This is a genomic window from Lapillicoccus sp., assembly GCF_039935575.1.
Lineage (GTDB): Bacteria > Actinomycetota > Actinomycetes > Actinomycetales > Dermatophilaceae > Lapillicoccus.
This window is the reverse complement of sequence record NZ_JBDTKA010000081.1, coordinates 76,041-83,520: the sequence shown is the minus strand read 5'-3', so window position 1 is coordinate 83,520 and position 7,480 is coordinate 76,041. Positions and strand designations below refer to the sequence as shown.

Below are 7,480 nucleotides of genomic sequence, written 5' to 3'. Positions count from 1 at the left end.
GATCAAGGCTCAGCCACATCCGACCCTCCCGGGCCACCCACCAACTTACGGATCAGGGCTCAGTGGTGAAGGACTCGACCTCGGCTGGCGGCTCGTCGACAACACCGGATCTCAGGCGTTGAGGAGGGACGGGGTCGACCAAGGCGAACCGACCGGGAGCCCCAGCCCTCACCCGCCAGCCAACCCTTGTTCTCAGACCCGTTCGGCTGGCCTCCTTATCGGCATCGCAGCCGGCCACCATCATCTCGACAGATCCCGATCATTGCGCCAACGCTGCCGCACCTGGTCACCTCCCTGCCGCGAAACCGCTTCGCTCCGGTCCGGTGCCAAGGTCGCAGACCGATGTGCACCAGCCCCAAGTGCCGACCGGCGAGGGCGCTTGAAGGGCACTCATCACCGTCCGAGGCACCCCTAACAACCACGAGTGACCATGGCAGTCCTGAGTTCCAGAACGCCACGTGAGCCCGAGCTGAGGGAGCACGGAGACGATTCCGTAGGTTGTGGGTTCGAGTCCCTCGGGGCCCACCAAACCCGCAGTTCAGCGGTGTCGGCGGTACTGCAGCTCGACGATCCCGTTGCGGGAGGCGGTGCTCGAGACCAGGTCGAGCCGGTAGGACGCGGGGACGCTGTCGAACAGCCGCGTGCCCTCGCCCGCAACGTAAGGGAACATGCTCACCTGCAGCTCGTCGATCAAATCGAGGCGCATCAGCGACCGCCAGAGGCTGACGCCGCCCCAGACCACGATGTGGCCCTCGCCGCCCAGCCTGAGCTTGTCGATCTCGTCTGCTGTGTCACCAGCAGCGATGGTGGTGTTGGCCCAGTCAGCCGTTTTCAGGGTCCGGGAGAAGACGACCTTGCGCCCGGCGTTCAAGATGGGAGCGAAGGGATGGTCGGTGGACGTCGTCATAGACCCTGCGATGCTTTCGTAGGCGGTGCGGCCCATGACGTGCGCGTACGCACTCTGGAGAAAGTCGAGCTGCGCCGGGTCATCCGGCTCACGGTTTTCGGGAAGGTCGAAGCAGAACTTCCAGAACTCGGTGCCCTCGTCGGCGAGCAGTCCGTCGAGTGAGTAGTTGAACACCGTCGCTATCAGCTTTCTCATTGTCAGAACTCCGTTGTCTCGGGTCGTCTCGGGAACCGTGCTTGCCCAGGAAACCTGCCTGTCCCGGGCTGCGACACAGGTGGCCTGCGCTAGTGCTTCAGACTTCACTGCCGCCGGGAAGTCATCGGGCCGGTCGACTGGCCTCGGATTGGCCCGGGAGGGCGGCCATAATGCGCGGATGACCCCAACGCTGAGCCATGTCGTCGTCACCGGTGCCGCGGGCAAGGCAGGGAGCGCTGCCGCCGCCGAGCTCGCCGCGCACGGTTATGAGGTGCTCGCCAGTGACGCGGCACCGAGGCCGGACGGCTTCGAGGGGGACTACATCCGGGCCGACCTGACCGACCACGGTCAGGTCGTCGAGCTCCTGGCCGACGCGGACGCCGTCGTGCACCTCGCGAACATCCCGGCGCCGGGGCTGCATACTCCGGCGAAGACGCTCACCGACAACGTGACGATGAACGCGCACATTTTCCTTGCGGCGCAACAGATAGGGCTCAAGCGGGTGGTGTGGGCGTCGAGCGAGACGACGCTCGGTCTGGCGTTCGGGCCCGACAGCCCGCCCCGCTACGCACCTGTCGACGAAGACCACTTCCCGCATCCGGAGTCGACGTACGCGCTGTCCAAGGTCGTCACCGAGGCGATGGCCGAGCAGGTGTCCCGGTGGTCGGGCATCCCGTTCGTGGGACTGCGCTTCTCCAACATCTTCCTCGAGACGGACTACGCGCGGGTCCCGTCGTTCCAGGACGACCCGATGGCGCGCGTCTGGAACCTCTGGGGCTACATCGACGTCCGGGACGCCGCCGCGGCCTGCCGCAACGCGCTGGAGGCCGACACGACCGGCTCCGTCAACCTCATCATCGCGAACGACGACACCCTGATGGAACGCACCTCTGCGGACCTCATGGCGGAGGTCTTCCCCGGCGTCGAGCTGCGTCACGAGCTGGTGGGCCACGAGACGCTCCTGGCCAACGCCCGGGCCCGTGAGCTGATCGGCTTCGCACCGGAGCACAGCTGGCGGTCGTGAGCCCGCGACCGAACCGCGTCACGCCGACCGGGGAGGTCGCTGCCATCGCCCTGCGCGGCGCCTGGATGGGCAACCGCGGCATCCTGCACGCCGACGCCGGGCACATCGTGCGGCACCACGTCGGCTCGCTCTGGATCATCTGCGAGCTCTCCTTCCGTGGCTGGCGGGCGCGTCAGTGGGAGCCGCACCACTACACGCCGCTGTTCTTCCACGACGAGGCGGTGGCCCTGGCCGCCGGGCACCGGCCGTGCGCTCTGTGTCGCCGCGAGGCTTACCAGGGGTTCCGCACGGCCGTCGCTGAGACGGAAGGCAGTACGGCCGTGTTGACCGCCAAGGCGCTCGACGGCCGGCTCCACAGCGAGCGCCTGGTGCCCCGGACCTCCCGTCAGAACCCGCATCGCCTCGCCTGGGGCGACCTGCCCGACGGCGCCTTCATGATGCTGGACCAAGCCCCGAACCTGCTGTGGCGCAACAGGATCATCCCGTGGACAGTCGAGGGGTATGCCGCGGCGAGACCAGCACCGCACGGTGGGGAGGTCGACGTCCTGACGCCACCGACGACCCTCGCCGCCCTGCGCGGTGGGTACCGACCTCAGGTCGATCCCGCGGCCACCTGCTGAGAGCGCTCAGGGTCGGTTCAGGGTCGGGTCAGGGACGATCCGCACTGCGCTGCCGCCCGGCACGGATCACGCTGAGTGCATGACAACGACACCCGCTTCCACCCCGACGCCGGCCCTCGACCGGTTCTTCACCGCCCTTCGACGCAGCCCGGTCACCCGGTCCCAGGACCGCGTGATTGCCGGTGTCAGTGGCGGTATCGCCGAACGGCTCGGCGTCTCTCGGCCCATCGTCCGCCTGGGCTTGGTGATCCTCGCGATCTTGACGCTCGGCGTCCCGCTCTACCTGCTCGCCTGGCTCATGCTGCCGGACTCCCAGGGCCAGGTACGCCTCGAGCGCGCCATCCGCGGCGGCGAAGCGTCGTCGATCGTGCTCCTGGTGGTCACCGCTTTGTCGGTCGTCCCGGACGTGTTCGGCCGTGACGCCGGCCTCCACCACGCCGGCCCGTGGCCCTTCATCGCCATTGCCGCCGTCGTGGTGATCGGGTTCAAGCGGGGTTGGTGGCAGCGCGGCACCGGCGGCTGGAACCGCCCGGCGCACACCCAGCCGACCGAGTCCACCCCCACCACCGGGACCGGCGGCCCGCAGGACTCCCCCCGCGACTGACCGCTCGACGGCCGTCTGGCCGGGCGCACAGACCAGAGGCGGTATGCCGGCGTGGTGACGGCATACCGCCTCTTCGTGCGCTAGGAGCCGTGGGCCGACGGCGTCCAGCCGACCTGGATGAGGTTGTAGCCGTCCCGGGTGAGCATCCGGCCCCGGCCGGGCACGGCGGGAACCGCCCGCAGCTGTCCGACCAGGGCGCCCTCGGCGGGGTCGCCGCTCAGCAGGATGCCGGGTTGCGCGAGGTCACGCAGCGTCGTGACCAGGTTGTCGTACATCCGGCCCGCGCCGCCGCTGCGACGGGCGACGACCAGGTGCAGCCCGATGTCGACGGCCTGAGCCAGCAACGGGATCAGGGGTTCGAGGGGGTTGCCCATGCTCGTGGCGACGAGCTCGTAGTCGTCGACGATGACGAACGCCTCCTTGCCCTCCCACCACGACCGGTTGCGCAGCTGTTCGGGGGTCACGTCGGCCCCCGGCAGCCGCTCACGCAGGAACTCGAACAGCCCGCCGGCCAGAGCGGCCGCAGTGTCGGCGTTGGTCGCATACTCCGCGACCCACTCGTCGGGGAACTCGCCGAGGTTGGCGCGGCGGTAGTCGACCATGAACAGCTGCGCCTTGTCCGGAGAGTAGAGGCGGGTGACCTCGCTCATGTAGGACCGGAGCAGGGAGGACTTGCCGGACTGTCCGTCGCCGAAGACGAGCAGATGAGGGTCGCGCGTGGCGTTCAAGGCCGTCGGGGCGAGCGAGCGCTCGTTGATCCCGAGGAGGACCTGGGTGGAGTCCGGGGCCATCTCGCGGACCTGCTCGAGGGTGATCGTGGTCGGGAGCAGCCGCAGCTTGGGCCCGGGTGCGCCCTGCCAGGCGTCGCGGATGGCGGTGACCATCTTCTGCACACCGGCGCCGAGGGACCCGGCGTTGCCGTCACCGTCGATGCGGGGCAGAGCGCTGAGGAAGTGGTACTTCGCCTGGACGATGCCCCGGCCCGGACGGTCGGTCGGGATGTTCTGGGCGACCTTGCGGTCGATCTCCGAGTCCATGACGTCCCCGAGCCGCAGCTCGAACCGGGTGCCGAGGATGTCGCGGATGCTCGAGCGGTAGTCCATCCACCGGGTCGTGCTCGTGACGAGGTGCACCCCAAACGTCAGGCTGCGCTGGGCCAGGACCTGCAGCTCGGGCTCGATCTCCTCGAAATCGGAGCGGATCGTGCTCCAGCCGTCGACGACCAGGAAGACGTCTCCCCAGCCGTCGTCGACCTCTCCGAGCGCCCGTCGGGTGCGGTAGGTCTCGATGGTGTCGATCCCGTTGGCGCGGAAGTACTGTTCGCGCGCGTCGACGACGCCGCTGACCTCGGCGACGATGCGCGTGACGACGTCAGGCTCCGACCGGGTGCCGATGCCGGAGATATGCGGGAGGTCGCGCAGCCCGGTGAAGCTGCCGCCGCCGAAGTCGAGGATGTAGAACTGCACCTCGCGCGGCGTGTGGGTCAACGCCAGGCCGGTGACGATGCTGCGCAGCAGCGTCGACTTGCCGGAGCGCGGAGCACCGACGACGGCCACGTGACCGGCTGCTCCGGACAGGTCCGCCGGGAGGGTGTCGCGCTTCTGCTCGCGCGGCATGTCGACGGTTCCCAACGGGAAGCGCAATGGCCCCCGCGAGCGCCAGGCCCGCGACACGAGACCGAGCTCGGTGTCGATGGCAAGGTCGGGCAACAGCTGGTCGAAGGTGTCGGGGACGTCCAGCGGGGGGAGCCACACCTGGTGCGCCGCCGGCCCATGGCCGGTCATAGCGGCGACGGACAGGTCGAAGACGCTCCGCTTCTCCTGGGGCGCCAACGCCCCGGACCCCGAGGCCGCGTTCTCGATCACCTCGGACTGCAGGCGAGAGACCACCTCACCGGGGATGAACGCGAGGGCCTCGCGGCGGGCGGTGGTGGACCCGGCGGCCGCGTTGGGACCACGGGTCTTGGGCGGGCCGGACACATACGCGGCCTTGAACCGCCAGAGGGAGGACTGGTCGGGCTTGAGGAACCCGAGCCCCGGAACGGCCGGCAGCTCGTATGCGTCGCCGACGCCGATCACACTGCGGGACTCGGCGGCGGAGAAGGTGCGCAGCCCGATCCGATAGGACAGGTGGCTGTCGAGGCCGCGCAGTCGCCCCTCCTCCAAGCGCTGGGAGGCCAGCAGAAGGTGGATGCCGAGGGAGCGCCCGAGGCGGCCGATGGCGACGAAGAGGTCGACGAACTCTGGTTTGGCGGACAGCAGCTCGGAGAACTCGTCGCACACGATGAGCAGGCTCGGCAGCGGCGTCAGGTGCGGAGCGTCGCCCGAGGTCCGGTCCTTCTCGTAGTCGCGGACGGAGGCGTAGTTGCCCGAGGCGCGCAGCAGCTCCTGGCGACGGGTCATCTCACCGGACAGTGCGTCCTGCATGCGGTCGACGAGGGTGAGCTCGTCGGCGAGGTTGGTGATGATGGCCGATACGTGCGGCATACCGGCCATGCCGGCGAACGTCGCGCCTCCCTTGAAGTCCACCAGGACGAAGTTGAGGATCTCGGGGGAATGGGTGAGCGCGAGCCCGAGAACGAGCGTGCGCAGCAGCTCGGACTTGCCCGAACCGGTCGCGCCGATGATGAGTCCGTGCGGGCCCATGCCCTGCTGGGCGGACTCCTTGAAGTCAAGGTTCATCGACTGCCCGTCGGCACCGACACCGATGGGGACCCGCAGCCGGTCGCGCGGGGGTCGGGGCCGCCAGGTGCGCTCGAGGTCGAGGCGGTGGACGTCACCGATTCCGAGCAGGTCGGTCAGCTCCGTGCTCCGGGTGAACACGTCCTCGCGGACCGGGCCCTCGCCCGCGTAGAGCGGCGTGAGGCGGCGGGCCGCGGCCTCGGCGGCCGGGATGCTCAGCTGGTCGGCGAACCCTCGGATCGGCTCCTGCCGGGGAACGACCGCGGCAACGCGTATGCGTGTGGTCGTGTCACCGTCGAGGTGCAACCGCACGCGGGAGTCATCGGTGAGCTCCTCCCAACGCTCGGGCAGGTCGATGATCGTCATGCCCTGCACTCCGTCCTCGGTGACGACGGAGTGGCCGATCGGCACGACGACGTTGTCGAGCACCACCAGGACGTGGGGCGTGGCCGTGCTGCGCGACGGCCCGAACCTGGGGCGCTCGCTGAGGTCGGCCGGCAGGAGCGACACGAGCTCGTCCAGGTCCGTGCAGACCAGGCGGCGCGGACCGGCGGCGTCGGCCTCGCGCCGGCTCTGCGCGTGGGGGAGCCACTTGACCCAGTCCCAGTGGCCGAGAGCGCTCGGCTCGGTCAGGACGGCGATGACGAGCTGGTCGGGGGCGTGGAAGATCGCCGCCTGTACGACCAGCGCGCGGGCCTGGGAGCGGGCGTGCTCCTCGGAGCCGGTCACCTCGATGCGGGCGAACGAGTTGAGGGCGATGGCGGTCGGCAGGTCCGGGATGATCCGGTGGGTCGCGAGGAGGCGGTGCAGCGCCGACGCGGACACGGGGTCGAGCTTGTCGATGGTGTCGGACTCGGGCGGGCGCAGGTCGAGCGCGAGCCGCTGTGGGCCCGAGGCATACCGGACCAGGAGCCAGTCCTCGTCGTCGGTGGAGCGTTCCCAGACGCGCGTGCCCTCCTCGGCAACAGAGGCGAGGGCCACGGGGTCGGGGTGGATCCAGGTGAGGTGACGGCGCTGCTCGGCGCCGGCCTTGCGGGCGACCTCGCGGATGCCGCGCAGATAGCTGAGGTACTCGCGGCGGTTGCTCGTGACCTGAGCGGTCTTGCTGGTGCGCGTGCGCCAGATACTGACGCCGACGAACCCGAGCGAGGCGATCATGAACATGCCGGCAGCCAGGTAGCTCTGCGCTGACTTGCCACTCATCGCGACGAACGCGACGGACCCCACCGAACCCAGCAACGGCACGGCGGTCATGAGCGCGTTGGACGCGGCACCCTCGCCGGCGAACAGCGGTGGCGGCGGCTGCAGGTCGAGCTCGCCGTAGGGCATCGGCGGAGGCTCGATGCGCCCCTCGCGCTGCACGGCGGTCGGCGTGGCGGACATGCCTTTTCCCCTTCGTTCACCCGTGGTGCCGCAGTGCGCGGTGCCCCGATGACTGGTCGGGAAGCC

At 69.6% G+C, this 7,480-nt stretch carries 5 protein-coding genes; 3 read left to right on the top strand and 2 right to left on the bottom strand.

All coding sequences use genetic code 11. The features are described from left to right. Positions 1-538: 538 nt before the first annotated feature. Complete coding sequence (locus ABI385_RS10515; RefSeq protein WP_348103700.1) at positions 539-1,102, bottom strand: dihydrofolate reductase family protein; 564 nt, start codon at positions 1,100-1,102, stop codon at positions 539-541. A 178-nt stretch (positions 1,103-1,280) separates the two neighbouring features. On the opposite strand from ABI385_RS10515, the gene ABI385_RS10510 reads away from it, so the two are divergent. The 3 genes from ABI385_RS10510 (at position 1,281) to ABI385_RS10500 (ending at position 3,350) form a co-directional block, all read left to right on the top strand. Beyond that, positions 1,281-2,126: an NAD(P)-dependent oxidoreductase gene (locus tag ABI385_RS10510; RefSeq protein ID WP_348103699.1), complete on the top strand. Its 846-nt coding sequence runs from the start codon at positions 1,281-1,283 to the stop codon at positions 2,124-2,126. Beyond that, complete coding sequence (locus ABI385_RS10505) at positions 2,123-2,746, top strand: hypothetical protein (protein ID WP_348103698.1); 624 nt, start codon at positions 2,123-2,125, stop codon at positions 2,744-2,746. The genes ABI385_RS10510 and ABI385_RS10505 overlap by 4 nt, the downstream gene beginning before the upstream one ends. Before the next feature lie 79 nt (positions 2,747-2,825). Further along, positions 2,826-3,350: a PspC domain-containing protein gene (locus tag ABI385_RS10500; RefSeq protein WP_348103697.1), complete on the top strand. Its 525-nt coding sequence runs from the start codon at positions 2,826-2,828 to the stop codon at positions 3,348-3,350. A gap of 80 nt (positions 3,351-3,430) precedes the next feature. Here ABI385_RS10500 and eccCa read toward each other — a convergent pair whose 3' ends face one another. After that, a complete protein-coding gene (gene eccCa, locus ABI385_RS10495) occupies positions 3,431-7,414 on the bottom strand; it encodes a type VII secretion protein EccCa (protein WP_348103696.1) in 3,984 nt (1,327 codons plus the stop codon). Positions 7,415-7,480: the final 66 nt, after the last annotated feature.

Coding starts and splice junctions, on each gene's coding strand:
- ABI385_RS10515 (WP_348103700.1), bottom strand. CDS start 1,102: ATGAGAAAGCTGATAGCGACGGTGTTCAACTACTCACTCGACGGACTG.
- ABI385_RS10510 (WP_348103699.1), top strand. CDS start 1,281: ATGACCCCAACGCTGAGCCATGTCGTCGTCACCGGTGCCGCGGGCAAG.
- ABI385_RS10500 (WP_348103697.1), top strand. CDS start 2,826: ATGACAACGACACCCGCTTCCACCCCGACGCCGGCCCTCGACCGGTTC.
- eccCa (WP_348103696.1), bottom strand. CDS start 7,414: ATGTCCGCCACGCCGACCGCCGTGCAGCGCGAGGGGCGCATCGAGCCT.